The 23,917-nt window shown below is 55.6% G+C and carries 23 protein-coding genes; 6 read left to right on the top strand and 17 right to left on the bottom strand.

Going from position 1 to position 23,917, the window contains the following annotated elements:
- The coding region (locus tag RCH87_RS04485; RefSeq protein ID WP_306515529.1) for a hypothetical protein at window positions 1-1,257 on the top strand (1,257 nt) is incomplete at its 5' end.
- 77 nt (window positions 1,258-1,334) lie between these two features.
- On the opposite strand, the gene RCH87_RS04480 is transcribed toward RCH87_RS04485, so the two are convergent.
- The 8 genes from RCH87_RS04480 to rsmI form a co-directional block, all read right to left on the bottom strand.
- A complete protein-coding gene (locus RCH87_RS04480) occupies window positions 1,335-2,390 on the bottom strand; it encodes a 4-(cytidine 5'-diphospho)-2-C-methyl-D-erythritol kinase (RefSeq protein ID WP_373690917.1) in 1,056 nt (351 codons plus the stop codon).
- Complete coding sequence (gene rsmA / locus RCH87_RS04475) at window positions 2,390-3,307, bottom strand: 16S rRNA (adenine(1518)-N(6)/adenine(1519)-N(6))-dimethyltransferase RsmA (protein WP_306515527.1); 918 nt, start codon at window positions 3,305-3,307, stop codon at window positions 2,390-2,392. Before rsmA ends, RCH87_RS04480 begins: the two co-directional genes overlap by 1 nt.
- Window positions 3,308-3,326: 19 nt before the next feature.
- Window positions 3,327-4,487, bottom strand: coding sequence for a resuscitation-promoting factor (locus tag RCH87_RS04470; protein ID WP_306515526.1), 1,161 nt, complete (start codon window positions 4,485-4,487; stop codon window positions 3,327-3,329).
- 226 nt (window positions 4,488-4,713) lie between these two features.
- Window positions 4,714-5,556, bottom strand: coding sequence for a TatD family hydrolase (locus tag RCH87_RS04465; protein WP_306515525.1), 843 nt, complete (start codon window positions 5,554-5,556; stop codon window positions 4,714-4,716).
- Window positions 5,557-5,574: 18 nt separating this feature from the next.
- Window positions 5,575-6,948, bottom strand: a complete 1,374-nt coding sequence (locus RCH87_RS04460) for a CynX/NimT family MFS transporter (RefSeq protein ID WP_306515524.1) — start codon at window positions 6,946-6,948, stop codon at window positions 5,575-5,577.
- Between the two features lie 27 nt (window positions 6,949-6,975).
- Complete coding sequence (metG, locus tag RCH87_RS04455) at window positions 6,976-8,817, bottom strand: methionine--tRNA ligase (RefSeq protein ID WP_306515523.1); 1,842 nt, start codon at window positions 8,815-8,817, stop codon at window positions 6,976-6,978.
- Between the two features lie 147 nt (window positions 8,818-8,964).
- Window positions 8,965-10,809 carry a BCCT family transporter gene (locus RCH87_RS04450; protein ID WP_373690916.1) on the bottom strand — a complete coding sequence of 615 codons (1,845 nt, stop codon included), beginning with the start codon at window positions 10,807-10,809 and terminating at the stop codon, window positions 8,965-8,967.
- A gap of 259 nt (window positions 10,810-11,068) precedes the next feature.
- On the bottom strand, window positions 11,069-11,902 hold the full coding sequence (rsmI, locus tag RCH87_RS04445; protein WP_306515532.1) for a 16S rRNA (cytidine(1402)-2'-O)-methyltransferase: 834 nt from the start codon (window positions 11,900-11,902) through the stop codon (window positions 11,069-11,071).
- A gap of 182 nt (window positions 11,903-12,084) precedes the next feature.
- Between rsmI and RCH87_RS04440 the strand changes: the two genes are divergently transcribed.
- Window positions 12,085-13,704 (top strand): dolichyl-phosphate-mannose--protein mannosyltransferase, encoded by a 1,620-nt coding sequence (locus RCH87_RS04440; protein WP_373690915.1) that lies wholly within the window; start codon window positions 12,085-12,087, stop codon window positions 13,702-13,704.
- Here the strand turns inward: RCH87_RS04440 and RCH87_RS04435 are convergent.
- The gene (locus tag RCH87_RS04435) at window positions 13,671-14,381 is read right to left on the bottom strand and encodes a zf-HC2 domain-containing protein (RefSeq protein ID WP_306515522.1); all 711 of its coding nucleotides are present in this window, start codon (window positions 14,379-14,381) and stop codon (window positions 13,671-13,673) included. The two genes, RCH87_RS04440 and RCH87_RS04435, sit on opposite strands and share 34 nt — an antisense overlap.
- On the bottom strand, window positions 14,368-14,778 hold the full coding sequence (locus RCH87_RS04430) for a DoxX family protein (protein WP_306515521.1): 411 nt from the start codon (window positions 14,776-14,778) through the stop codon (window positions 14,368-14,370). The genes RCH87_RS04435 and RCH87_RS04430 overlap by 14 nt, the downstream gene beginning before the upstream one ends.
- 118 nt (window positions 14,779-14,896) lie before the next feature.
- Between RCH87_RS04430 and RCH87_RS04425 the strand changes: the two genes are divergently transcribed.
- Entirely contained in the window at window positions 14,897-15,643 is a 747-nt protein-coding gene (locus RCH87_RS04425; protein WP_306515520.1) for a DNA-3-methyladenine glycosylase I, read from the top strand.
- A gap of 48 nt (window positions 15,644-15,691) precedes the next feature.
- On the opposite strand, the gene glpR is transcribed toward RCH87_RS04425, so the two are convergent.
- The 4 genes from glpR to RCH87_RS04405 all read right to left on the bottom strand — a co-directional run bounded on the left by glpR (window position 15,692) and on the right by RCH87_RS04405 (window position 20,365).
- The gene (gene glpR, locus RCH87_RS04420) at window positions 15,692-17,140 is read right to left on the bottom strand and encodes a gephyrin-like molybdotransferase receptor GlpR (RefSeq protein ID WP_306515519.1); all 1,449 of its coding nucleotides are present in this window, start codon (window positions 17,138-17,140) and stop codon (window positions 15,692-15,694) included.
- Between the two features lie 148 nt (window positions 17,141-17,288).
- Entirely contained in the window at window positions 17,289-17,981 is a 693-nt protein-coding gene (locus tag RCH87_RS04415; protein WP_306515518.1) for a GNAT family N-acetyltransferase, read from the bottom strand.
- A gap of 14 nt (window positions 17,982-17,995) precedes the next feature.
- On the bottom strand, window positions 17,996-19,354 hold the full coding sequence (glp, locus tag RCH87_RS04410) for a gephyrin-like molybdotransferase Glp (protein ID WP_306515517.1): 1,359 nt from the start codon (window positions 19,352-19,354) through the stop codon (window positions 17,996-17,998).
- Window positions 19,355-19,375: 21 nt separating this feature from the next.
- Window positions 19,376-20,365 (bottom strand): UTP--glucose-1-phosphate uridylyltransferase, encoded by a 990-nt coding sequence (locus RCH87_RS04405; RefSeq protein WP_306515516.1) that lies wholly within the window; start codon window positions 20,363-20,365, stop codon window positions 19,376-19,378.
- 138 nt (window positions 20,366-20,503) lie between these two features.
- Here RCH87_RS04405 and RCH87_RS04400 point away from each other — a divergent pair, with 138 nt between their 5' ends.
- Genes RCH87_RS04400 through mscL form a run of 3 tightly spaced genes read left to right on the top strand, consistent with a single transcriptional unit; the run spans window position 20,504 to window position 22,479 of the window.
- Window positions 20,504-21,169, top strand: a complete 666-nt coding sequence (locus tag RCH87_RS04400) for a 5-formyltetrahydrofolate cyclo-ligase (protein ID WP_306515515.1) — start codon at window positions 20,504-20,506, stop codon at window positions 21,167-21,169.
- 6 nt (window positions 21,170-21,175) lie between these two features.
- Window positions 21,176-21,985 (top strand): SAF domain-containing protein, encoded by an 810-nt coding sequence (locus RCH87_RS04395; RefSeq protein ID WP_306515514.1) that lies wholly within the window; start codon window positions 21,176-21,178, stop codon window positions 21,983-21,985.
- Window positions 21,986-22,020: 35 nt separating this feature from the next.
- Window positions 22,021-22,479, top strand: coding sequence for a large conductance mechanosensitive channel protein MscL (gene mscL / locus RCH87_RS04390; protein WP_306515513.1), 459 nt, complete (start codon window positions 22,021-22,023; stop codon window positions 22,477-22,479).
- Between the two features lie 73 nt (window positions 22,480-22,552).
- Here the strand turns inward: mscL and RCH87_RS04385 are convergent, their stop codons facing one another.
- The 3 genes from RCH87_RS04385 to RCH87_RS04375 all read right to left on the bottom strand — a co-directional run.
- The gene (locus RCH87_RS04385) at window positions 22,553-22,813 is read right to left on the bottom strand and encodes a hypothetical protein (protein WP_306515512.1); all 261 of its coding nucleotides are present in this window, start codon (window positions 22,811-22,813) and stop codon (window positions 22,553-22,555) included.
- 75 nt (window positions 22,814-22,888) lie between these two features.
- Window positions 22,889-23,482: a molybdenum cofactor biosynthesis protein B gene (locus tag RCH87_RS04380; RefSeq protein ID WP_306515511.1), complete on the bottom strand. Its 594-nt coding sequence runs from the start codon at window positions 23,480-23,482 to the stop codon at window positions 22,889-22,891.
- 57 nt (window positions 23,483-23,539) lie between these two features.
- Window positions 23,540-23,917: S1C family serine protease (locus tag RCH87_RS04375; RefSeq protein ID WP_306515510.1), on the bottom strand; the 378-nt coding region annotated here is incomplete at its 5' end.

The following is a 23,917-nucleotide window of genomic DNA, read 5'->3' as shown; positions in this document are numbered from 1 at the left end:
AGCTCCAGCCCAGACGAAGACGCAACCAGCGCGGACCAAACCACCGCCACCTCCGAAGCCACCGAATCTGAATCACACGGACACGACCACGACGGTCCTGCCTCGGACGACGCCGAATTGACCGAGGTTTCCTCGCTGCCGCAGCGCATCGTGCTCTCTCACGATAAAGGTTTAACGACGATTGACCCATCCACCGGCGAAATCGTCGACGAAGAAGAAATTAAAGGCTTCCACCGTCTGAACCCCGCTGGCGATACCCGCCACCTGTTCGTTTCCGGCAAAGACGGCTTTACCATTTTCGATACCGGTGCCGTCACCCAGCCACACGGCGATCACAACCACTATTACGAAAAGTCTCCTGAGCTGACCGACGCCATCTTGGCGGCAGAAAAGCCAGGCCATGTAGTCCAGCATGACGGCAAGACTGCGCTTTTCGACGACGGCACTGGCGAAATCACCATCTTCGACATTGATGAGCTGCAAGATGGCACCGATTCCATGCGTCCGACGCACCTGATCACCGCAGAATCTGGCGATCCGCACCACGGTGTGGCAGTTCCGTTCGAAGACGGCAGCTACCTCACCACCGTTGGTACCGAGGACGAACGCCACCGCATCGAATACCGCAGCCTCGAAAACGAAGTACTGGCTTCCACCGACGACTGCCCAGGCATCCACGGTGAGGCCGTCGCCGGTGGCGGAAACGTCGCCTTCGGCTGCACCAATGGCCCTGTGGTCTTCGATGTCGAAGACCAGGAGTTCCACAAGGTCGATGCAAGCGATTTCTGGACTGACGGTTATCAGCGCTCCGGAAACTTGGCGGGAAGCGAGAATTCCCCAATCGTTCTCGGTGATAACAAAACTGACGAAGACGCTGATCTCGAGCGCCCGACTTCTGTCACACTGATCGATACCCGCGATTACACCGTCAAGAAGGTTGACCTGGAAGATTCCTATTGGTTCCGTTCCCTGGGACGCACTGAAGATGGCGACGGTGTCGTGCTGACTTACGATGGCTTCTTGAACATCATCGATGTGGAATCCGGTGAGGTCACCGATCGCATCGAGGTCATCAAACCATGGAAGGAAAAAGACGAATGGCAACAGCCTGGTCCAATCCTGAAGGTCGATGGCGATATCGCTTATGTCACCGACGCCGAAAACAAGGAATTCCTGATGGTTGACCTCAAAGAAGGCGAAGTTGTGACCCGCACCGAACTAGACTTCGCACCAGTTGAAATGGGTCTGGCGAAATAGCAATCAATAGCATTCGCCCGAAGCGGAGCGTGCTAACGCTAACTCTGTAAGTTCACAGCTACGGAGCTCTCTGCGAGCTAATACTCGATGAGTTCCGCGCGACCAGCCGGGCTCGTGGCAGTAATGCCGCGAGTACCGGCTATTGTGCTTTCCAGGTGCGCAGCCACACGAGCAGCACTGAATTCGTCACCGCACAAAAATGCGCAAGTTGGCCCGGATCCGGAGATAACGCCTGCTAGAGCCCCTGCTGCTACCCCGGCGTCGATGCTGGCGCGTAAATCTGCTCGTACGTGCAGCGCCGCTGCTTGCAGGTCATTGCGCAAAAACTGCGCAACCTGGTGGACGTCCGCGTCAAGCAACGCGGCAGCTAAATCAGCAGTTTCTTCCGTAGCGGGGTTTGGCTGTGAATCCTGGACCAGCTCATCGAAGGCACGGAATACGTGTGGCGTTGATAGCCCTTGCTCATGGGCGAGCAAAGCCCAGTGAAATTTTCCGGTGGTCGGTAGCGGATACAATTTCTCGCCGCGCCCCTGGCCTACTGCGGTGTGGCCATGCAGGCAAAACGGGATATCTGAGCCGAGCTGTGCGGCCAGCTCATGCAAAGTCCTTTCATCAAGCATTGCGCACTCTCCGTATTCGGAAAATAGAGCATTGGCCGCGCGCAAGGCTGCCGCAGCGTCAGCAGAACCGCCTGCCATGCCCCCGGCAACGGGGATATTTTTCTCGATGGCGATTTTCACCTTTGGCAACAGTAGGTCTGCTCCGTGAATCTGACGCAGTGCTTGTACCACGGCATCGACTGCTTTCCACGCGAGATTCGAAGCATCGGTGGGCACTGCGTGGCTATCTCGTCCCGACACAGATAAGCCAGTCACCGCAGTGCCGCCAGTCACCACAGTGCCGGCACTTTCACGAGCCAGAGGTTCGGCATCACCAGTCACGGGCGCAGCAGATGGCTCCGAGATTTCGATACTCACAACATCGGCGAGATCGAGAGATTGGAAAATCGTGACCAACTCATGAAACCCATCATCGCGGGCAGGGCCAACTGCCAAATGCAAATTCACTTTCGCAAAAGCCCGCGCCGCATAAGTGGTCTGCTTACGTGTTTGCTGTGTGCGCACGCTGGCCATCACTCGTTGCCCAATCCAAGACGCACAAAATCACTCACGCTGAGTTTTTCCCCGCGCAGCGATGGCTCAATATTTACCGCGCGCAAGGCCTGTTCGGCCGCGGTCGCTGAACCATAATGTTTAGATAAGGCAGCGCGTAATGTCTTGCGGCGCTGCGCGAATGCGGCGTCGACAACCGGGAAAACCGCGCGGCGGGTTGCCTCATCAATCGGCCAAGCACGGGCATGTTCTGGGTAGCGTTCAATGCGCACTAAGCCGGACTTAATCGTCGGCGCTGGCCAAAACACGTGCTCGGCGATCGTGCCTGCACGCGTGACCTCGCCATAGAAACTAGCTTTCACGCTCGGAACACCGTAAATTTTCGTCCCTGGCTGCGCAGCCAAGCGATCGGCAACTTCTGCCTGCACCATCACTAAAACGCGCGTGATGCTGGGAAATTGTGCCAACAAATGCAACAGCACTGGCACCGCGACGTTATACGGTAAGTTGGCGACCAAAGCTGTCGGTGCGCCAACCGCAGCCGGGGAAACCGCTGCTACTTCTTCTGGGCTCACACGCAGGGCGTCGGCTGTCAGCAAAGAAAAATTCGCTGCACGTTGCTGTGCACGTGTGGCGACCGTATCGGGAAGCTTCGCGGCTAAGCGCTCATCGATTTCGATGGCCGTGACATGGTCTGCGATATCCAACAAACCCAGCGTTAAAGACCCGAGACCAGGACCAACTTCCAGAACGTGATCATTCGGAGAAACCTGAGCTGTATCGACGATCCGGCGCACGGTATTAGCATCATGCACAAAATTTTGCCCGAGTTTTTTCGTCGGGACGATGCCAATCTCGTCGGCAAGAGCCCGGATTTCTACCGGGCCCAACAAATCTACCGTCCCATGGTTGTCGGCGCGCGCCTCATCGTTTGCCATGCCGGTAGTTTAACAGCTGTTAGCGCAAGCCCATCTTCGCTGTGCAGGCAGGCCACGCACCCCAGCCCTGTGCGGCTTGAGTCTTTTTCGCGATCTCAATCTGTTGCTCACGAGTTGCCAAATCTGCGGTTGGTGCATAAGCGGTACCACCGTAGGCTGCCCAGGTACCAGCATTGAATTGTAGGCCACCGTGGTAACCGTTACCGGTATTAATCGACCAGTTTCCGTTAGATTCACATGCAGCGAGTTCATCCCACACGGATCCACCAGCGACGGCGGGAGCTGCCGGTGCCGCCGGTGCCACAGGCTTAGTGCCACGAGCGATTACGCGCGGCTGGGCGGGAGCAGTCTCGTGCTCATCGATACGCTCAACAGCTTCTTCCTGGCCATTGACAAATTTTTTCCGCAGTGTGACCTCACGGTGGCCGAAGGCTCCGGACTCAACAACCTGCTCATCGCCTTCGTTCAAATTCGCGTCATCCCGGTAAATCACCTCAGGATCAATCGGCTCACTAATGCGCTCATCCTCGAAGTTCACGCGATCAATGACGATCTCCATGCCAGTCGTCAGCTTGGTATCTTCCGGCAGGTGCAGACGGTCGAATTCACCCAACTGAATGTCACGGGCATCCAGCAGCTCGCCGACGGTGCGCACCGCTTGCTGGGTGTAAACCGTCTTCCCACCATCGATAATTGAAACGATCTTGGGTGCTACCGCTTCCAGTTTCATTCCGGTGGTCAACGCGTCGTCACCCAGAACCTCTTTCCCATTCGCCAACAATTTGGCGCCACGGTGCAGGCCGGCAATCTCGCTACGAAGCTCACCAACGGTGCTAGCAGTGGTGGTCAATTCGGTATCTGCGCCATCAATGGTGACGGCAACCGGCTTGGTGGTGCGCACCGTGATGGTGTCACCTTCGTGCACGTCTTCAGATAAAGCTGGGGAGATAACGTCGTGTGTGCTGAGCTCAAGATCAGCGTCAGCGAGAGCAGATTCTACATCTTTCGCGAAGGTGGAAAGCTCGATCAGCTCGCCGTTAGCATCAACAACGATATCCTTGTGCGCATTCAGCCCAACGACGCCACCAACCAGCAGGGCACCAACGACTCCCCCGGTTGCAACGCGCAGTGGCGTTGAGGCGTTGGAGTTGATTCGTTGGATCTGCTTTTTGGTCGACATGGACTTCCTTAAAAATTCTCACGTGAGGTGAATCCCCCGAAGGCACTAGGGACTCGCAAACAATGCAACGATAGTAACAATACGATAACGCAACAGCGTGTTGCGAAACGCGAGTGATTTCCGTTCGCCACACAATTCACAGTTCACCCACGGTTCACCAGCGCCACATTCAGAACAGCTACGCTGGCGAGATTGCGATTATGCATTTTGTCACATTCTCGTGCTTCTACACGTTGGACTCCGTCAAGCCATACACACGACGGTAAGTGGCACGAACCTCCGCCGCCAGCTCCTCTGGGGTTTGATTACGCTGTTGTGCAACGCACAAGGCGGTGTAGCCCACTAGTGACGGCTCGTTGGGTGCACCACGAAATGGCTCCGGGGTCATAAACGGAGCGTCAGTTTCAATCAATAACTGCCCCTTCGGCACCAAAGAAGCTGCTTGCCGTAACTCGTCATTGCGCTTGAATGTCACGTTGCCGGCGAAGCTGAGCACCCAACCACGCTCAATTGCCTCTTTTGCCATCTCTACCGGCGAAGAAAAACAATGCAGCATCACCTGCGGTGGCGCCGGTTCGTCGTCAAGAATGCGGAGCAGATCCGCATCAGCTTCCCGATTATGAATCATCAATGTCTTGCCTACCTCGCGAGCCAGCTGTATATGCCACCGCAACGAGGCTTCCTGCTGTTCCAAACTCGCGGTGGTCGCCGGAGAATGTCTAATCCAATAGGTATCCAGGCCGGTTTCACCAATCGCGACACAGTTCTCATCGCGTGCCATTTCCTGCAAGCGAGTTTTGGCATCGTCGTCCAGCTGATCAGCTTTTGTCGGATGAATCGCACATGCGGCATGCAAGTTCGGGTGTTTTTGCGCCGCACGCAGAGCTTGTTCAGCTTCGACTAAGTCATCGCCGACGGTGCAGATTTCCCCAATACCGCCGCTGATCGCGCGTTCCAACAGCGTCTCCACGCTGGCATCCCGGCACGATGTCAGGTGAGTATGGGCATCAACAATGCCAGTGATTTCGGGGGCAGGAAACGGTTGTGGGCGTGACTTCTTTTTCGACATAATGCCCCAGTGTAACGATTATCCGGCTATCTCCGGCCGGGCAGCCTGCACCAGCTCATCGTCAATAAAGACTTTCTTTCCGGCCCGATAGCCCAACGCAGACATACCCACACCAGTCAGCGCCATCGCAGTCAGTATCAATAACCACTGCCCGGTCGCCTGGTAAACGAAGCCGATCAGCAACGGCAGCAGGCCAGCCATCAAATAGCCATAAGGTTGCACAAAGCCAGACAAACGAGCCGTCACCTCTGGCGTACACGTGCGCTCTGCCAACAGTGCGAGGATCGTCGGAAAACACATTCCGCCCAAGCCCAGCACGATCGCCCACACCTCTGGGGAGAGGGCCCCAGCAAAAATGATTCCCACATAACCGCCGGTGGTGAGCACACCAAAGACCACGATCAATGGACGTAGATCACGAATTCGAGCAACTACGAACGGCATGCTCACACCCCCGATAACGTTGACGCAGCCCAGCACCGCCAATGCGACCGCGGCCCGACCCGGGGCAACCCCCTGGTCGATCAATATCTGTGGCAACCAGCCCATTTGCACATAAGCATTCGAAGATTGCAGCCCGAACAACACCATCATTGCCACCGCCGTCGGCGAGCGCCACAGCGAAGTCTTTTCCAAGGCTTGCTCTACGCTGTCTCGCCCCTCGCAGCTGCCCGCACTCTCCTGACTTCTTTGTGCCACGGGTTGGTGGTGCTGGGGCTTCACTGGTTTCGAAGGCTTTGATGGCTTCGATGGCTTGTCGATGCCGACCTTGGCGACAACAAAGACCCACACCACGAGTTGGATCGCTGCGAGCACTGCCCACGTTCCCAATGCGGGGCGCCATGCTTGAGCTCCGGAAAACCACAGTGCGCTCAACGGGGCGATCGCCCCAGAAAGCCCCAAAAACCCGGAATAGCACGACATCAACACCACGGAGCGGCGCGGAGCGTGCTGCTTAATCCAAGCTGGTAATAAGACATTCAACAGCGCGATACCGGCAACCACTAACGCGGTCAAGACGATGAACGTGGCCATCCCGCCAGGAAGATGTGCGCCGATCAGCGGTCGTAATGCCAACCCAATAAACATTGCGACCATGCCCGCCAACAATGTGGTTGACAATCCACACCGGCGGGCAATCGGCACTGCTGCCAAGCCCATGATGGCGAATGCGAACCCAGGCATTGCGGTCAACAATCCGGCCACCGATGCCGGGGCAGCAAACGCAGCCGTCACCTGCTCCAGGACGGCACCGAGCGAAGAAATACCCGCACGCAAATTAGCCGCAGCAGAGATCACAGCGGCGAAGGCCAAAGGTGCGACGATTAAAGGAGTTTTTCTCTGCTTAACACTCGTGGGATTCACCTTCTTCAACGGTAATGGCTGCAGCATTCATATTTGCTGCAGCCATGGTGAAAACTAATCTTCTGTGTCATTCACCGGCGCCCAGGATGGACCGGTCTCACCAAGTTCAGGGTCCAGTTTCGCAATCAGCGGTTTCGGCTTAGCCAAAGCAGTTCCTGGGGCAACGTCCACGCGTTTCCAGGTCGCTGCCTGAGCGTCATAATCGCCGGTAATCGCTGGGTACTTCTGCCCCTTGTCTGGCACGCCCACGCCGACGAGCTCGACGTCGTAGTCATCGACAACTTCCACGATCTCTGGCTGTGCTGCCCAGACATCATCGCGTCCCAACGTCTCATGAACCCGTTGCGCCAGGTGTGGCAGATAAGGCGTGAGCAGCACGTTGCAGTCAGAGACAACCTGCAGAGCTGTCCACAGAACCGTCGCCAAACGTTCGCGCTGGGATTCGTCTTTCGCCAGCTTCCATGGTTCGTTTTCTGCGATATAGGCATTCGCCTCGCCGACGACGTGCATAGCGTGGGTGATGCCAGCTTTGAACTTGGAGCGAGACAAGGCATCACCGACGACGTCGAATGCGTTGTTCGCCAAATCCAGGATGCGGCGATCGCTATCGGTCAGCTCGCCAGGTTCTGGCACTTCACCAAAGTTTTTGTGCGCCATCGACACCGTGCGGTTAACCAGATTGCCCCAGCCATTCGCCAGCTCATTGTTGATGCGGCGGACGAATTCGTCCCAGGTGAAATCTGCGTCGTTATTTTCTGGACCAGCCACCGCAATGAAATATCGCAGCGGGTCTGGGCCGAATTCCTCCAAGAAGTCCTTGACGTAGATGACCAAGCCCTTCGACGAGGAGAACTTGGAACCAGACATCGTTAAAAACTCCGAGGAAACGATTTCCGTCGGCAAGTTTATCTCGCCATAACGGTGTTCCCCGCCACCCTTGGCACCCTTGCCGGCATAGCCCAGCAGCTGCGCAGGCCAGATCTGCGAGTGGAAAGTGATGTTGTCTTTGCCCTGGAAATAATAAGACTTGGTTTCAGGGTCCAGCCAGAACTGCTTCCACGCATCAGGGTCACCGGTGCGCTGTGCCCATTCGAGCGAAGCAGACAAGTAACCGATCACGGCATCGAACCATACGTACAGCTTTTTCGCGTTATTGTTTTCCCAGCCCTCGATCGGTACGGGAACGCCCCAATCGATATCGCGGGTCATCGCACGCGGGCGCATATCGGCCAACAGGTTTTGCGAGAACTTCAATACATTCGGCCGCCAGCCTTCCCGAGTGGAAAGCCATTCACGCAAGGCGTCGGCAAGCGCCGGCAAGTCCAGCAAAAAGTGTTCGGTTTCGCGGAATACTGGGGTCTCGCCGTTGATTTTCGATACCGGATCGATCAGGTCGGCAGGATCCAATTGGTTGCCGCAGTTATCGCACTGGTCACCCCGAGCACCGTCGGCGTTACAAATCGGGCAGGTGCCCTCGATATAACGATCCGGCAGTGTACGGCCCGTCGATGGTGACACAGCCCCCATTGTGGTTTCTTTCACCATGTAGCCGTTGTTGTACAGGCCTTTGAACAATTCCTGCACCGTCGCGTAGTGGGTGCGAGTCACGGTGCGGGTAAACCAGTCATAAGACAAGCCCAACCCACGCAGATCTTCCACGATCTGCCGGTTGTAACGATCCGCCAAATCGCGGACAGAGACGCCTTCTTTATCCGCCTGCACCAACAGCGGCGTGCCGTGTTCATCGGTACCCGAGACCATCAGGACGTTGTTGCCACGCATTCGCTGAAAGCGAGCGAATACATCGGATGGAACGCCAAATCCTGCGACGTGTCCGATATGACGGGGGCCGTTGGCATACGGCCAGGCAACATTCACAAGCACATTTTCAGACATGTCCTCCAGCATAATTGAACCCCGGCACCACATGGTTACCGGGGTTCAATGAATTCACAGGATCGGCAGCAAAACCACAAGTGGCATCGCTACCGCTTCGTGGCTGGCAGTTTTCAATAATGGTCTTCGGTTGCCATTATCTTGCCGCTAGTTCTTTTTCCGCATCGATTCTGGTTTCCAGCTATCCAACCGCTCTGCGCGACGCTGCTTCAGTTCAGCCTTCTCGTGTGCTTCACGGGTCAGGCGGCGTTCACGCGCCAGCTTGCGGGCGAAGGCTTGCTGTTCTTTCTGCTCGACATAAATGACATCATTTTGCAGGTCTTTAACCAGGCTGAACATCAAGCCAATAATGATGACCAAAAATGGTGAGGCGGCAACAATGGTGACAGATTGCAATGAATCCAGTGCATCTTCACCACCACCGAGCAGCATGGTCAGGCCAACCGCAGCGGTCAAAACACCCCAGGTTGCAGAAAGCCATGGGGTGGCAACCATGCGCCCACGCTGCGACATCGATCCCATCACCGTCGAGGCAGAGTCAGCCGAGGTAATGAAGAACGTCGCCAGCAATACCATCGCGACGATGGAGGCAATTGCACCAAGCGGCAATTGGTCAAACATATTAAACAGCATGTTTTCGGTAGTCCCGTCGCCGTAGACTACGCCTTCATCCTTGCGTTCCAAATCGATTGCGGTACCGCCGAAGATGGCAAACCAGACCGTGGAAACACCGGATGGAATCAGCAACACGCCGACGCAGAATTCCCGAACGGAACGGCCACGAGAGATGCGGGCCAAGAACATACCGACGAATGGTGACCAAGAAACCCACCATGCCCAGTAGAAAATGGTCCACGCCGAGCTAAAGTCCGCGGCTGCTTCACCGTTTTCTGCGGTGCGTCCCGCCATCATCAAGAAGTTCTGCAGGTAGGAACCTAGCGAACCAGGGATCAAGTTCAACTGAACGACGGTCGGGCCGACGATAAATACGAAAATTGCCAAAACCGCGGCCATAATCAAGTTGGCATTCGACAGATACTGAATACCCTTGCCGACGCCCGACAGCGCCGAAAGAATAAAGGCCAAAGTCAATACCAACACGATGCCGACGACGACGGCCATTGAGGGATCGTCAATAATGCCTGATGCTGCCAGGCCTGCCTGAATCTGCAGTGCGCCCAGACCCAGCGAACATGCAGTACCGAACACGGTGGCAAAGATGGACAGAATATCGATGAAGCGACCGACTGCACCTGCAGCCGCCTTCTCGCCGATCAGCGGGACGAATGCAGAGGACAACAACTGTTTACGGCCCACGCGGAACGTGGAATAAGCAATGGCCAAGCCGACGATTGAATAAATGGCCCATGGGTGCAACGTCCAGTGGAACATCGCCTGTGACATCGCACCACCGACTGGGTCATTGTCAATACCCGGCACGCCATCGGTGTAGAAGAAGGTTGGTTCCGCGGCGCCGAAAAACATCAAACCAATGCCCATACCGGCGGCAAACATCATCGCAATCCACGAAATGGTATTAAATTCTGGTTCTTCATTGATCGAACCTAATTTAATTGCGCCGAACTTCGACGCAGCAATGGTGACAACGAATACCACGAAGACGGTGGTAAACAGCATAAACGCCCAGCCGAAGTTATCGATAATCCAGCCAAAAGCGGTGCTAGCAAAATCATTAAATGATTCAGTAAATGCCAGCCCCCAGATAACGGTAGCCAATACCAAAATTCCGGCTGGCAGCACGACGCCCCAGTCGATTGAGGTATCGCCGGTTTCAGAGGCAAGCTCCACCGAATCGTCGACTTTGCTGACAGCGACTTCATCTTCGTGTTCCAACATATAAGCTATCTGCTTAGTAGCAGATAGCTCGTTGAGATCTTCACGGACTAGGTTTGCGTCCGTACCAAGCTGCGGCTCATCCGAAACTTGATCTTTATCAGCGCCGGATGCGCCTTGTGATTCAGGTTTAGACATAACCTACAGAGTGGATGAAAACCTCCAGGCAATCAAGTTTGGAGAACCTGAAAAATTCCTGTCAAAGCAAGGTTTGTCCAGCTGGGCGTCTCGCATCGGCGAGGCAACAGGAAGTGCCAGGCATTATGTCTAAATTTCACCGCCACGTTATGAGAAAGCTGCATTTCACAACAGTCTATGAGATTAATCACCTCATAAGGGTATTTATCCAACCGCTGGATTTATCCACCGGTTATCCATCGGGCTATTTCCGTGCCCATTATTCACCGTCACGAGCACGCAAATAAGCGTCGTAAAGCTCCCGGTTCGACTGCAAAGTCCTCACCCCTACCTGTTTACAGGCGGCCTTCAGGCGCATGCCGCCGTCGACAAGCTGTTGAACACGTGCGAGAGCATCCTCGAGGCTAACTTCTGCTTGCTCCCCACCCTCAATCACCACAGTGATCTCGCCTTTTACCCCTTGTTCAGCCCAGTCAGCCAATTCTCCTAACGGAGCTCGCCGCACTTCTTCATAAAGTTTGGTCAACTCACGGCACACAGCTCCGCGGCGCTCCGGCCCTAAAATCTCCGCAGCCAGGTGCAGCGTATCCGCCAGCCGATGCGGAGATTCGAAGAAGCACACTGCCCTACGCTCGCTGCGGAAAGATTCCAACCAACTCCGACGAGCTCCGTCTTTCCGAGGGGCGAAGCTATCAAAGATAAATTTCCCGACCTGCAGCCCGCTCAGCGCCAACGCGGTGGGCACCGCCGATGGTCCGGGTATAGCCGTAACCGAAATTCCTGCGTCATGGGCGGCAGCGACGATATTATGCCCGGGATCTGAAACCACCGGCATACCTGCATCACTGACGACGAGCACGCTTGAATTACGAGCGGCGCGCAATAATTCTTCGACACGCCCTGCCTCATTGTGATCAAAATTCGAGATCACTTTCGCCCGCAACTCCACCCCCAGCGCGTTGGCCAAATTGCGCAGTCTCCGAGTATCTTCTGCCGCGATCACATGTGCCTGTTGCAATGCCATCACCAACCGCGGAGATGCGTCGCCAAGATTGCCCAGCGGGGTCGCCGCAACGATAATCCCTTGCGGCAATTGCTGTGCACTACTTTTTGGAAGCGCGCATTCTGCGGCGGTGTTTCCTGCTGTCGTGCTTCCTGCTGTTGTGTTTCCTGCGACTGCGTCTTCTGCAGTTGCATTTTCGGTGAGTTCTTGAGGTCGGCGTATCACTCTTCCAGAATGGCACAGCAGTTTCTGCTTGGCCTAAACTAATTCGAGTGACTGCCGTTGCTCAGCGCCCCACCCAAACATTCGCACATGCCCGTCGGCTGCGCCCGTTTCCGGAATCACAACGCACCCGCATTCCTTTAGACCGGCGCGATGGCTATTCGCTGCTGCTTATTGGTGTCTTGGCAGCGATCACGCGGTTCATCGGCTTGGCGCACCCGGTATCGTCCGGGACCCCGATTTTCGACGAAAAGCATTACGTCCCCCAGGCCTGGGACATTGTGCGCACTTGGGACCATCCGTTGATCGGCGGCATCGAATCAAACCCCGGTTATGGCTTAGTGGTTCATCCCCCACTGGCAAAGCAAATCATTGCCCTTGCCGAATTCGTTTTTGGTTATTCGCCGTGGGGTTGGCGAGCTATGACAGCAGCATTCGGTACTGCCGTTGTCATCATGACCATGTTATTAGCGCGCGAGCTCACCCAGTCATGGAAAATTGGAGCCTTCGCCGGGATTTTGGCAACGTTTGACGGTGTACTGTTGGTCAGTTCTCGGTTCGGGATGCTGGATATCTTCCAGGTGTTTTTCATCGTCGCAGCCACCTGGATGCTGGCCCGGGACCACCGCGAGATGCGCGCGCGTATGCATAACGCCTGGGAAGCGCTTGCCGACGGCAACGGGCCGGCGGCATGGCATTCCGCCTTCGGCCCGCGATTCGGGGTGCGCTGGTGGCGCTTCGGTGCTGGGCTCATGCTCGGCGGTGCACTGGCAATCAAGTGGTCTGGGCTGTATTACATCTTATTTTTCGGGCTTTTCTGCGTCTGCGGTGACCTAATAATCCGTCGCCGCTACGGTATCGCCCGGCCGTTTTCATCTCTATGGGTGCGCGATATTCCCTCAGCGCTCGCTTCACTGGTTGTTGTTCCAGTCGCGGTTTATATCTGGAGTTGGCGAGCATGGTTTGCCAGCGAAACCGCAGTTTACCGACATGCTGCAGTCGACGGCACCATCGATGAAGATTCCTGGCTGCATACGCTGCCAGATACCATCGCAAGCTGGTTCTACTACCACCATTCCGTACTCGAATTCCATGCGTCATTGACCAGCTCGGGAGGGCATTCTCACCCCTGGGATTCGAAACCATGGGCATGGCTGGCCGCTGCACGCCCAATTTTGTATTACTCAAACACAGAACTCGACTGTCCACTTGTGGGTACGCAAGGAGGCTGCCGGCAAATGCTGTTTTTGTTTGGCACTCCAGCAATTTGGTGGCTGATCGTGCCTGGAATCGTGTGGGCTCTCTGGTCATTCGTTATCCGTCGCGAACGCATCTTTGCCTGGCCTCTAGTCGGTTTCGCAGCCGGATTCCTGCCGTGGCTAGCCGCGTATGACCGGCAAATGTATTTTTTCTACGCCGCGGCTTTCATCCCGTTCATCCTGGTGATCTTCGCGATGATTCTGGGCCAAGCGGCTCACCACGGCAGATATATTCGCTGGCGTTGGTTGCTGCAACTAACTGGCCGCGAGCTCACTACCGGCAGTTTCGCTGTCATCATCTACCTCGCGACGGTAATCGGCATGTTTGTTTATTTCTCGCCGATCCTTTATGGTCTTCCGATTTCCAACGGCTGGTATCACTCGATGATGTGGTTGCCAAGCTGGACATAGTGGTGCTGTACGTAGCGGTAACGCACCCACAACCAGGTGGTTGCAATCGCGCTACAGATCAACATAAAGATGAGCAATATTTGCTGTGCGCTTGCGACTCCCAGAACCACATCGCGGACAGTGAAACCGGTTAAGAACATGCCCATCGCACCAACCACAGGCATCACGCCGGCCGCCCAGTAAGGACGCCACGCGGCCGCAATCAACCCCAAAGACACTCCAGCACGCAACGCCGCGCCTTCCATGAGCGCTGTGGCCAATTCTGGATCCGCCGCAGGATCCAACACCGCTTCGCCTTGCACGTCCAGTGACTGTGGGATCAGCCCACCGGAAGCCACCACCAACACCACGGCCCAGATTCCGAAACCGATACCGCAAAACAGCAGCACCAGGCGCGCGATAATCGTGTTCAATGCAGCTTTGCGAGCAGATCGCCGCCAGGTTGGCTCAACTCCAGCCAAAATATTTTCGGTGAGATGATGCGGCGGTGCAAGGTTGTCATCTGCTTCTTGGCGGCTGTGGTTCATGCTGCGCGTCAGCGCTAGTGCACGAGCCTGGAACCGTTGGCATTCTTCGCATCGCGATAGATGAGCATCGAGAATATCGTCGGAAATACCAGTAGGTTCGCCATCGATGCGAGCCGAAAGCGCCGTTTGGATCTCATCATGATTCGGCACGAGTCAACACCCCATCCACACTAGCCCGTCCGGCACCGAAAACAACGATCACCAGCAACAACGTGAAAAACATCAACATGGGCTCATAACTGGGTTGTTCACCCAAAAACTCGACCCCGCCGAGGAAATACTGCAGCACGGCTGAAGCGACAAACAATACCCCAGCAACAAACGTCGTCAAAAGCCCCACAACTAGGGCTGCACCGAGGAAAATCTCCAGCAACATTACAACCCATGCCAACACCGCGGGGGCGGGTACGGCCTGCGCAGAATAAGAACCAATGATTTCGTCCATGCCACGGAAAAAGAGCTTATCCAGCCCGCGAATAATGCAAATGATGCCAACGACGAGGCGTACGAACAGCAACATGGCATCACGAATAGCGGGCTTATGCATGTTCCTAGACTACCCCGCAACCTCGGTGGGAACCGAACACGCCATTAGTGTGGTCTAAATACAACAGAACTCTTACTACACACTGCAAAGCTAAGACACGATGAATAAGGAGAAAACCATGCCAGAAAAAGCGGCCGAGGAATACACGTTGCTGAGCAACGGCTATCTTGTCGACGACACAGGTACCGCCCGTCCGCCCTGGGCCTGCGCCAATACGCTGCTACGCGACTATTACGACACCGAATGGGGTCAACGTATCACGGGAGAGCAAGCCCATTTCGAGCGTCTGTGTTTGGAAAGCTTCCAAGCGGGATTGTCGTGGGAACTAGTTTTACGTCGCAGAAATGCACTGCGGAAAGCGTTTGCAAGCTTTATTCCCGATGCCGTAGCCGCGTACAAAGAAACTGATGTGGCACAAATTCTGGCCACCGAGGGCATGATCCGCAACGAGCGCAAGATTCGCGCTGTGATCAAAAATGCACGTGCTTGTATCGCTTTACGCGATGATCCAGACTATCCCGGCGGCTTGGAAGAATTGATCACGGCCTTCGCACCGATAGCTGCTACCGAGGACCACACGGAGCCGGAATCCTATGCGCATCTGTCCGAAATTCCCACGCAGTCAACGCATTCCCATGCACTCGCGAAAGAATTAAAAAAGAAAGGATTCAGCTTTGTCGGGCCAACGTCCATGCATGCTTTGTTTGAAGCCATCGGCCTCACGAATTACATCATCGCTCCTGGCCACCCGGTACAGCAATCTGGGGATGCTGCACACGAAAACGGCGTTGGCACAACCACAAAAACTGGAACAACCACAGAAACTGACACAACCATAAAAACTGGCACAGCCACAGAAGCATAAATGTGGTGACTTATGCTCGGCTGTGACTGTGGTTAAATGCTCTCCGGCTTAAACAACCCGGCGGCCACGTGGTCGAATAACACGGCCTTCTTCCAAGGAGCCATCACGCCCCACCGGTCGCAGTGTGGTTTCGCGACTGGCCTGTTGTGGCCTGTGCAGGGTACGAGTCGAATAATCGAACTGCTGGTTGTCAGCCTGCTGGTAGTCAATGGTGCGCAGCTCAGAAAAATCTGGGCTTTCATCGTCAATCTCCAAGACCCTAGCACCCGGGCGACGCAGATTTTGGTTGGCCGTTGGACGGCGATCATCGTCGTCCCGGTTGCGCACACCCATACGAGCGCGACGCAATTGTTGAATTCGGCGAGCCCGTAATTGCTGCTCTTGTTGCACCTGGCCACGCAAGGCAAGTAAATAACATACCGTCAACAACACAGCGCCTGCTGGCAGTGCCCAGAACCAGCCGCCTGCTGGGATGGCAATCGCAAGCGTGATGATGACGGCTGCAGTCAGCATCAGCAAGGTCGTGCGACGGCGTTTGGTGCGCTGGGCTTGCAATTGACGTTCTGCCTCTGGATTCCAGCCACCGCGTGCCGAGCGTCGTGCAGCGAAAGCTAGTTCTTCTTCGGTGAGAGTCAGTTCAGCTTCCCGGTATGCACCTATGCCGAAACTACCTCGGGTGCTTACCCGCTCGCCTGTTTCAGCTGCGTCTGCTTCCTGATCAATCACGGTTGCGCCCGCATCAACATCCTCTGCAGATTCTGCAGTAGAAGTCTCCTCGTGCGCGGAGGTGTTCACCAGCTCTTCCGGCTCCGAAGCGCTCCGTGTAATAACGGCATCAGCATCCGTGACTCCCGGATACAGCAAGTCCACGGGCGAGGTATAGGTCTCATCATGGCCGTACATCTCCTCCGGTGCGAGATCAGTGACGAACACGCGGCGACGCGATCGCTGGTCCTCCTCAGCAACGTCAGCAATAGCAGTAGCAGGCGTTGCCTGCTGATCATCGACGGTTGCAGCTTCATCTCCATCGATATCTGCACGCACGGTTGTGGCTTCCCCAGCAGGGTCCTGGCCTGTTACCCCATCATCAGCAATGACTTCGCCATCGATGATCTCAGAATCTGCTACAGCACGATCGGAAGCGGCGGCAAGATCGTCCGAATCGTCGTAATCGGTAGAGTCCTCAGCTGTATCCTTGCCAGCAGCTTGATCTTGCTCACGCTTGTGCCACGGCTCATCGATAATCTCGTATTCTTCAGCGTCGACAAGCTCATAGTCAGAGGATTGGTCGGTGTCTGCTTCCGAGCTGACGCGCGCATTCGCCATCCGCGGGCGTGGCGGTACCTTCAACACGTCGTTGCCACCCGAAAAGACCACACGGGTGTCATTAAAGCCATCGCCAGAATGACGGATCGGCTTTTGCCCGCGGAAGATCAACGGCGCAAGCACAACGAGCCAGACGACGATGATCAAAACGATGATCAGGGTTGTTGACATGAGGAAATTGCCACCTTCCGAAGTAAGCAACTAGGCGCTAGTTATCGCTTTAGACTAATGGGAATTATGTGACTTGCCTGCCAGGCACGCCGCGTGTGCGACGAACTCAGAAAACTCACAGATTTTTGTGCTTCTCACTGTCACGAATTCAGCGCAGTCGACCCGATGCCCGCAGTCGTGCTACGGCCGATTCAGCAAAATCGTCGACCAGCACACTGACTTGATAGTGATCCCGCCACGCACCAGCAACGTGCAAAAACCCTCGCAATAAGCCCTCGCGACGGAAGCCATTAGCGAGCAAAACCTGGCCACTCGCGGGATTATCCGGCAAATAGCTCGCAGAAATGCGGTGTAAGCCGACTCGCGTGAATGCATGATCCATCCCAAGAGCCACCGCTGCGATCGCTACGCCTTGGCCCATAACCGGCGAGGCAACCCAGTATCCCACCCAACAGCTTGCGGTGCTGCCATGCTGAATTCCACCGAGGGTCAGTTGCCCGGCAAATTCTCCTTCGACTTCAATGGCAAACGGGATGATCTCACCCGCTTTAGCTTGGGCATTGAGCATATGGAGATGCTCGTTCCACGCGACTTTGGTGTGTGCGGCTTCCCATCCAGCCGTAGCAGTCGGCTCAACTGGGCTTAACCATGCTTCATCAACCAGCCGTTGCTCGCGCCAAGCTAGGCCATCACCACGCCGTAATGGACGCAACCGAACCCGTAGCCCAGTAGCAGTCGTAACTTCGGGTGTGTTTTCCGGCCATCCCGGATGGATGGGATGGGGTTTACCGACGGCAGGTTTGCGAAGACGCCGGGACGATAAACCAAAGGGATCAAGCATGAGGCGTTGCCGAATTATGCCCGCTGCGTCAAAAACATCACGTCAACGACGTCACCTGGACGAACCTCAGCGACATCCTCTGGGATACGAATCATGGCGTTCGCCTGAGATAGACCGGCAAGCAAATGCGCTGGCGCACCGGTTGCACCTCCCAAGCCCTCAACCAAATAATCACTGGTCTGCGCATCCCGCATCAGTCGCGCCCGAATGAACCCCTGGCGGCCCGGGCGCGAGACCAAATGATTAATAGAGCGGGCGCGCACCAGTCGTCGATACGCACTCCCCTTCCCCAGAGACAAGCGAATCAACGGTCGCACGAATACTTCGAAAATGACCAGTGACGACACCGGGTTTGACGGCAGCAGGAACACCGGAACTCGCTGTTCCCCGATCAGCCCAAACCCTTGTACCGAGCCCGGATGCATCGCTACCCGGCTCGTATCGATATCGCCAAGATCCTCCAACACTTCACGCATCATTTGTGCACCAGAACCACCAACGGCACCGGAGATAACGATTATTTCGCTGCGCATGATCTGTGACTGGAGCATTTCTTTCACCCGACGCGGCTCGCCTTCTGCGATCCCCACCCGGTTTACATCGGCACCAGCGTCTTTCGCTGCGGCCGCCAAAGAATAGGAATTCACGTCGAAGACCTGCCCCAAGCCGGGGTCACGGTCAACGTCGACAAGCTCTCGCCCGAAAGAGATGATGGACACCCGGGGACGAGGGTACGCCAACACTTTTTCGCGCCCCACTGCGGCCAACAAACCGATTTGTGCTGGCCCTAAGATCGCGCCGGAGGCGACAGCAACATCGCCAGGCTGAATGTCATCGCCAACCCGTCGCACGAAATCACCCGAGCGCACTGCGCGGTGTGGAGTCATGCGCTTGCGTCCGCGATCGGTCCATTCCAGTGGCAGAACTGCATCAGATAACGTCGGCAATGGTGCCCCGGTATGCACCCGCACCACCTGTTTTGGCTGCAGGCGCAGGGGTTGGCGCGAGCCTGCGGGAACTTCGCCAACGACAGGAAGCGATTTCTCTGCAGCTGGTGGGGTTGGCGGAAGTGGACTTTCACCACCGTGTGCTGCCGTATGATCGGCCGCCGGATCTGTCTGCGAAGCTCCTGCCGCCTCACCGTACTTATTCACCCGTGGTTGGCTAGGACGTAAAGCGCGCTCGCCTCCGATATCCACTGCTCGCACAGCATAACCATCGATTGCCGCCTGTGGAAAGCCCGGCAGCGGTTGGGTGGCTTGAACTTCCTCAGCACACATCAGCCCCAAGGCATCGGTGATCGCGATGCGCACCGGTTCCGGGGTCATGGCAGCATCGGTAATCAGCGCAAGCTGTTCTTCGACCGAACGCATCTATGATCTACCTTCCTGGGCTTAGCCTATTCCTTGCTCTGCTTCGTAAGCAGAAAGCAGTTTTTTCAGGGACCGATACAGCGCTGGCCCGTATTTCTCATCATGCAGGCCAAAATCAACATTCGCTGGAATAAAACCACCTGGGTTTCCAAGATCATGCCGAGTACCTTGGTGGACGACCACATGCACCGGATGGCCTTCTTGAATCAACAACTCGATTGCATCGGTTAGCTGTAACTCCCCACCTTTTCCTGGGGTGATGCGTGCCAGAGCAGAAAAAATTTCCCGATCAAGCAGGTAACGTCCGGCCGCCACTAGAGTTGATGGCGCCTGACCGGCATCGGGTTTTTCCACCATGCCCTTGACCTTGTGCACGCGCGCAGAAGGTAGTCCAGCAACTTCGCTAGCAGGAGCGACATCGAACACGCCGTAGTTAACGGTTTCTTCCGGTGCAACCTCAAAGGCACACAACACAGATCCACCGAGCTGCGCACGTACCCGCGCCATTTCTTCCATCACGCCCATCGGCAGCACGAGGTCATCGGGAAGCATGACGGCAAATGCGTCTTCGCTATCGCTCAAGAGTTCTTCGGCCAAACCGACTGCATGTCCCAGCCCCAAGGGCTTGTCCTGTTCCACTGCGACCGGTTGAATAAGCTGCCCAGCACGTTCCACTTTGCGCGCTTGGTCATCTTTACCGCGCGCATGCAGCGTCTGGGTAAGTTCCGGAAAGCTATCGAAATGTCGCATGATCTCTTGCTTGTTCGGAGCCGTAACTACCGCCAAGCGTTGCGCACCACACTCAGCGGCTTCTTCGGCGATGATCTCAATACCTGGCGTATCCACGACCGGTAGGAGTTCTTTCGGCACGGTCTTCGTCGTCGGCAAAAACCTGGTCCCCAAACCTGCTGCGGGAACAACGACTGTTTTAACAGTGCCTGTGACATCGCTGGCCGCAGCGTTTTTCGCGTGTGACGAGTCTTGTGTGAGTCCGGAAGAATCTTGAGACATGCCCAAAAGACTACCTGTTTGCAAGTTCCAATTGTCCACGGCTTTCCGTAACCATTAGCGATAATTATTGGTGACGTGTTGTCCCAGCAATCGTATGGCTCACACGAACTCTCCCTAACAAGAACTAATCTGGTTGCTATGAGTAGCTCTGCCCTCGCGAATGCAAAAGCCGACCTGCGGGCGTGTATCCACCAATCCCGCTTGCGCGCAGGTCAAGATCCCACTAGCTGGCGTTCGAAAAATACGCAGTTGTCGACGCACATCACCAATTATGTGCACGCACAACGCAGCAATAAGCAGTCATTGCGGATTGCAGCATATGTTCCGCTTGCCGACGAACCCGGCGCCGAGGTACTTCTCGAAGCTCTTGCCGAAATCACCGATGAGCTCTGGTTACCCATCTGTCGTCCGGGGTTTCAACTCAATTGGGCGCTTTACGACGGCCCAGACTCTTTGCATGTCCCCAACCCGCGACTACCGGTCGCCGAACCGATTGCCGATGGCATCCCCAGCAAACAATGCTTGCCCAACCTGGATCTCGTGGTGGTTCCAGCTCTTGCAATTGATCACAATGGTTTCCGTTTGGGCAAGGGCGCTGGTTTTTATGACCGCGCTCTCGCTGCAGCACGCAGACAGGTGACCGGTGCCAATCCTTCCGCGCCCACGACGATGCCAGAGCTGCTCGGCGTAGTGTTCGCAGCAGAGATCTTCTCGCAGGTACCACACGATCACCACGACTGCAGCATGGACAAGGTCGTTACGGAATACGGAATAAGGAACCTTAATCGCACGTCTGCAGTCTAATCACGCATGCAGAAATTAACGCGTAGCTCCTCGCGCCCCGTGCAGCAACACCAACGGGCTCATCCCCAGAAAACAAACGCTGCTACAGGGATATCCGGATACATCGAGCGATTGCGTACTCCTGGCCACCGTCGCACGGTGCTCCTTCGACGCGGGCTCGCCGGCGTCCTGGTGTGCGCCGCCGCCATATTAGCTGTACAAAGCCGTACGAGCGACCCTGAAGTGGTCGTGTTCTTACGCCCGGTGGCAGCAGGAAGCATGATCACCATTGATGATGTGGGATTGCGCGAACAACCCGCAGAATTCACTCCGGCGGGTGCTTTTGCTGCACCAGAAGATGTCATGGGAACGGTGGCAGTCTCAGCAGCTGAACCAGGCGAGGTGGTCACGCCATCGCGATTTATCAGCTCCGAGCTGACAGCTGCTCTAGTCCATAGCGACAACGCTGCTGAAGCAGCAGGCGATCACAGCAGCGAACAACTCGAAGCAGCACATATGGTGCCGATTTCTTTAGCTGATCCCGAGATCATTCCGCTTCTGAATCACGGCGATACCGTTAGCGTAATTTCCGAGGGCAATGACGACGAACCCCATACCCCCGATTCTGCTGACGTCGCTCCCGCCCCGGATTCCACCGTGATCGCGGAGGGTGCACGCGTAATCATGGCTCGGGAAGCCACTTCTGCAGGTAATCGGGCTACGGTGATGTTGGCTTTACCGAGCAGCGCCGCGCAACGTGTTGCTGTAGCTTCCTTGACTACTCCGCTGACCGTCGTGCTCACCGGCGAGCGAGCCACCGGAAAAAGTGAGACATAAACTAGATTTTATTTCTTGCGCTAAAGTGTGCATTCGTGTTGCAAGGTTTTAAAGATTTCATCATGCGTGGCAACGTCATTGAGCTGTCCACAGCAGTCATCATCGGCGCAGCTTTTACTGCCATCGTCACTGCAATTTCAGATCACATTATTAACCCACTGATCGCTTCCTTTGGTAGCGCAGACGTGTCAGGTTTGGGCTTTCACTTAAACCCAGATAACGATGCGACGTTCCTGGACTTCGGGGCTGTCATCACCGCCGTGATTAATTTCCTCATCGTCGCCGCGATCGTCTATTTCATCATCATTACCCCGATCAACAAGCTAGAACAAGCCCGCAAGCGCAGCTTGGGCATCAGCGCGGAGGGCGCAGACGAAGACAAAGAACCCCAACCGGCTACCGACGAATTGTTGGCAGAAATCCGCGATCTGCTCAAGGAACAGCGCCAAACCGTCTCCGAGCACCCGAAACCCACAGATTCGTCGTCAAGCTGAACAAAATTCTCACAGCTTTAGACCCCTGGAAAAGCTTCGTTCTAAGCTACATCATTGTTGACCAAAGCCAGCTCTAATAAACGCTGTGCGGCGGGCGTTGCTCCCGCCAAAAATCATCGTCGAAGCCAGTGTGGGGATCAGCAGGGTCTACCCGCTTGTTGGCCGAGAAAACTTGCCACGCTGACTGCTGCTTGTCCCAACGATCAGCTCCCCGATCGTAATTCGCAGAATCAGAGGCTCGAACCGCCCGACGACGCCTCCCTGCTCGCGGGGAGCGATGCGACGGCTGGTTATCACCACCGGCGGCTAATCCGTCATCATCCTGACCACTCAATGTTGCATCCTCACGTACGCGAAAGATTGCGAAAGCTTCGGCCTTCGCGCTCTATCACTAGACTCACTGACGGTTTTAAGAATCCAACGAATGCTTCTGCAACTGATCAATGAGATGGTGCACCAACGTGCCCAACGTGGCCATCCCATCGCGGATAGCTGCACGCGATGATGCCAAGTTCACGACCACCGTTGAACCCGAGATCCCACAAATACCACGCGATGTGCAAGCGTCGACGGCACCACAAGCTTGGCCAGATGAACGCAGTGCTTGCGCCACACCTGGAACACGCATATCCACCACACTGCTGGTTGCTTCGGGTGTGCAATCACGCGCACCAACGCCGGTACCACCAATCGAAACCACCAGATCAACCCCACCAATAACAGCGGTTTCAATTGCTTGACGAATCTGCGATTGGTCATTGCGCACCATCACGATGCCGTCGACAGTGAAATCATCTTCAGCGAGCAATTCAGTTACCAACCGCCCAGTATCTTCCCAGCTCTCTGGATCCCGGTCAGTAACGATGACTACCAGCGCACGTCGATAAGCAGGAAGATCACCCTCTTTTTCTGCAGCCAAAAAGAACTCTGCATCTGGATCATCCAAATCCAGAAGTGATGGCCGGGTGGTGCTGGTGGCACGCAAATCAGGCTTCTCTGACATCTAAACTCCAGGTGTTTATCGAGTGACTGTGAACGAAAACTACTTCTTAGTAACTTACTAGTTCGACAGCGTTAGCTCTACCTGTTTCGGATCTTGTGACCCTTCTGAGACCACTTCCAAAGTTATGGTCTCACCAAATTCATGCGAACGAGTCGCCGCGATCAGCGTGTCTGAGTCATCGACTTGCCGATCATTCAGGCGGGTAACAATATCACCCGCCCGCAAACCAGCCGCCTCCGCCGGAGTACCCGATTCGACAGAAACGATCAACGCACCATTGACGGGGTTACGGGCATCAACCTGTACGCCGAGCAACGGATGCCGAGCTTCACCGGTCTCGATCAGCTGTTGCGCAACACGCATCACGAAATTCGATGGGATAGCAAAGCCAAGTCCAATCGAACCAGCTTGATCGTTCGGCGCGCTCAATGAAGC

Origin of the sequence: Corynebacterium sp., assembly GCF_030826625.1 — a bacterium.
GTDB lineage: Bacteria > Actinomycetota > Actinomycetes > Mycobacteriales > Mycobacteriaceae > Corynebacterium.
Note: the sequence above shows the minus strand (reverse complement) of the source record. Positions and strands in the feature narration are given on the sequence as shown.

What these genes read in the sequence shown, in the direction of transcription:
- RCH87_RS04450 (WP_373690916.1), bottom strand. Translation starts at nt 10,809, where the DNA reads ATGTCTAAACCTGAATCACAAGGCGCATCCGGCGCTGATAAAGATCAA.
- RCH87_RS04425 (WP_306515520.1), top strand. Translation starts at nt 14,897, where the DNA reads ATGCCAGAAAAAGCGGCCGAGGAATACACGTTGCTGAGCAACGGCTAT.
- RCH87_RS04470 (WP_306515526.1), bottom strand. Translation starts at nt 4,487, where the DNA reads ATGTCGACCAAAAAGCAGATCCAACGAATCAACTCCAACGCCTCAACG.
- glpR (WP_306515519.1), bottom strand. Translation starts at nt 17,140, where the DNA reads ATGTCAACAACCCTGATCATCGTTTTGATCATCGTCGTCTGGCTCGTT.
- glp (WP_306515517.1), bottom strand. Translation starts at nt 19,354, where the DNA reads ATGCGTTCGGTCGAAGAACAGCTTGCGCTGATTACCGATGCTGCCATG.
- RCH87_RS04380 (WP_306515511.1), bottom strand. Translation starts at nt 23,482, where the DNA reads ATGTCAGAGAAGCCTGATTTGCGTGCCACCAGCACCACCCGGCCATCA.
- RCH87_RS04430 (WP_306515521.1), bottom strand. Translation starts at nt 14,778, where the DNA reads ATGCATAAGCCCGCTATTCGTGATGCCATGTTGCTGTTCGTACGCCTC.
- RCH87_RS04465 (WP_306515525.1), bottom strand. Translation starts at nt 5,556, where the DNA reads ATGTCGAAAAAGAAGTCACGCCCACAACCGTTTCCTGCCCCCGAAATC.
- RCH87_RS04480 (WP_373690917.1), bottom strand. Translation starts at nt 2,390, where the DNA reads ATGGCCAGCGTGCGCACACAGCAAACACGTAAGCAGACCACTTATGCG.
- metG (WP_306515523.1), bottom strand. Translation starts at nt 8,817, where the DNA reads ATGTCTGAAAATGTGCTTGTGAATGTTGCCTGGCCGTATGCCAACGGC.
- RCH87_RS04395 (WP_306515514.1), top strand. Translation starts at nt 21,176, where the DNA reads ATGCAGAAATTAACGCGTAGCTCCTCGCGCCCCGTGCAGCAACACCAA.
- RCH87_RS04400 (WP_306515515.1), top strand. Translation starts at nt 20,504, where the DNA reads ATGAGTAGCTCTGCCCTCGCGAATGCAAAAGCCGACCTGCGGGCGTGT.
- RCH87_RS04405 (WP_306515516.1), bottom strand. Translation starts at nt 20,365, where the DNA reads ATGTCTCAAGATTCTTCCGGACTCACACAAGACTCGTCACACGCGAAA.
- rsmA (WP_306515527.1), bottom strand. Translation starts at nt 3,307, where the DNA reads ATGGCAAACGATGAGGCGCGCGCCGACAACCATGGGACGGTAGATTTG.
- RCH87_RS04415 (WP_306515518.1), bottom strand. Translation starts at nt 17,981, where the DNA reads ATGCTTGATCCCTTTGGTTTATCGTCCCGGCGTCTTCGCAAACCTGCC.
- RCH87_RS04460 (WP_306515524.1), bottom strand. Translation starts at nt 6,948, where the DNA reads ATGCTGCAGCCATTACCGTTGAAGAAGGTGAATCCCACGAGTGTTAAG.